The organism is Microbacterium sp. P2_F9 (assembly GCF_056403635.1).
Genome location: NZ_JBFUFC010000350.1, coordinates 1 through 2013, shown reverse-complemented (window position 1 = coordinate 2013; position 2013 = coordinate 1). Strand labels below are relative to the sequence as shown.

The 2013-nt window shown below is 71.2% G+C and carries 2 protein-coding genes; both read right to left on the bottom strand.

The genetic code is table 11. The annotated features are described in order from the left end of the window. Nucleotides 1-64: 64 nt before the first annotated feature. Nucleotides 65-1198 carry a Gfo/Idh/MocA family protein gene (locus tag AC1DVT_RS19850; protein ID WP_477391072.1) on the bottom strand — a complete coding sequence of 378 codons (1134 nt, stop codon included), beginning with the start codon at nucleotides 1196-1198 and terminating at the stop codon, nucleotides 65-67. Continuing rightward, nucleotides 1198-2004, bottom strand: a complete 807-nt coding sequence (locus AC1DVT_RS19845; RefSeq protein WP_477391074.1) for a sugar phosphate isomerase/epimerase family protein — start codon at nucleotides 2002-2004, stop codon at nucleotides 1198-1200. The genes AC1DVT_RS19850 and AC1DVT_RS19845 overlap by 1 nt, the downstream gene beginning before the upstream one ends. Nucleotides 2005-2013 lie beyond the last annotated feature (9 nt).

Sequence of the window (2013 nt, the reverse complement as noted above, 5' to 3'; positions counted from 1 at the left end):
GCGGTCGATGGCCCGCTGCCGCCGGGGTGGACGCCCCGGCGCTGAGCCATCGACCGCCGGTGCCTCAGAGAGTTGCGGCGAAGGGATCGAAGTCGGCGTCCAGCGACCCGACCTCATCGACCGTGCTCGCGACGGGAGCGAACTGGCGCGACTGCGCGGACTCCTCGATCGAGAGGAGCGTGTCGAGCACGTGGTAGCCGAAGCGTCCGGTCGCGACGTGCGGACGGTTCGCGCGGATCGACCGGGCCATGTCGAGCACGCCGAGGCCGCGACCGACCAGGATGCCCTCCTGCGGCACGTCCTCCGTGTCCTGCACGAGCGGCTCGGGCGGGATGATGACCCGGGTCAGCGGCCGCGTGATGAGGAGGTCGCCGCCGAACGTGTTCGGGTCCGGGATCACGAGCGTGCCCTCCGTGCCGGTGATCTCGACGATCCCCTGGCGGAAGAGCGGCGAGTCGGTGCTGTACAGGCTCTGCGCCTGACCGCCCTCCTCGAACTGCAGGAGCACCGAGACTGTCGAGGGGATCTCGACCGGGAACTCCTCGCCGGCCTGGGGGCCGACCTGCACCTTGCGGGTCTCGGTGCCCTTCAGCCCGAGGGCTGCCACCGCGGCGACCGGCCCGAAGACGTGGATCAGCGCGGACACGTAATAGGGGCCCATGTCCAGCAGCGGTCCGCCGCCGCGCGCGTAGAGGAACGATGGGTTCGGGTGGAAGATCTCCGGGCCCTGCCACTGCAGCGTCGTCTGGGCGAACAGCGGTCGCCCGATGTCGCCGCGGGCGATCGCCCGCTTCGCGGTCTGCACGCCGGGGCCGAGCACGGTGTCCGGAGCGACGCCGACACGCAGGCCTGCGGCATCCGCCTTCTCCAGCAGTCCGAGTGAGGATTCGCGGTCGACGCCGATGGGCTTCTCGCTCCACACGTGCTTGCCGGCCGCGATGATCGACTCCGACACCGCGACGTGCGCCGCCGGGATCGTCAGGTTGATGACGATCTCGATGTCGGGATGGTCGAGCACGACGTCGATGCCGCCGGCGGTCGGCACGCCGTACTTGGCGGCCTGCTCGCGGGCGCGGTCCTCGAGCAGGTCGCCGATCGCGAGCACGCGCAGGTCGGGGAAGGTCGTCAGGTTCTTCAGGTACTGGTCGCTGATGTTGCCGGCGCCGATGATGCCGACGCCGACCGGCTGAGCCGCCATCAGCGGGCCGCCCGCTCGTCGAGGAAGACCCGGCTGGCTTCGACGGCCTCGAAGATGTCGCCGTTGAAGTGGTCGAACTCGACGATGGCGAATTCGAGAGCGGATGCCGCATCCAGCGCCTCGKCGAGGGGAACCACGCCCTGGCCGGCCGGCACCTGATCGGCCGGCGGGTAGGCCGCGACGGCTTCGGGGTCGAGCGTGCCGTCCTTGACGTGGACGGCGATCACGCGATCGCCCAGCGTGCGCAGCAGGGTGGGGGAGTCGACGCCGGCGCGGGCGACCCAGTAGAGGTCGACCTCGAGCACCACGCGGGGATCGAGGAGGCTCGCGAGCAGCTCGAGGCCGGACACGCCATCGAACTGGGCTTCGAGCTCGTGCGCGTGGTTGTGGTAGCCGACGCGGATGCCGTGCGCGACGCCGATCTCGGCCGCGGCGTTGAGGAGCCCGGCGGTGTGCTCGATCTGCTCGACGCTGGTCCAGCGGTCGGGCGCCGTGTACGGGTCGATCACGGTGGTCATGCCGAGCGTCTTCGCCGCGGCGAAGACCTCCTCGGGCGAGGGAACGGGGACGGTGGTGCCGCTGCCGTCCGGCAGGACGAACGACTCCGAGGCGAGGAAGGCGTGCCCGGTGGGCGCGGCCAGCCCGTGTGCGGCGAGGGAGGCAGCCAGCGGTTCGGCGCGCCGCACGAAGTCGTACGGCTCCACCGCGGTGAACCCGCGCGCGGCGATCGCGGCGAGGGTGCCGTCGAGGTCGGCTTCCAGCGCCGCGTTGACGGTGAACAGCTGGACGGATGTCTGAACCGGCATCGGTAGTGC

Bases quoted from the DNA above. Each gene is read 5' to 3' on its own strand.
- AC1DVT_RS19850 (WP_477391072.1), bottom strand. From the start codon at position 1,198: ATGGCGGCTCAGCCGGTCGGCGTCGGCATCATCGGCGCCGGCAACATC.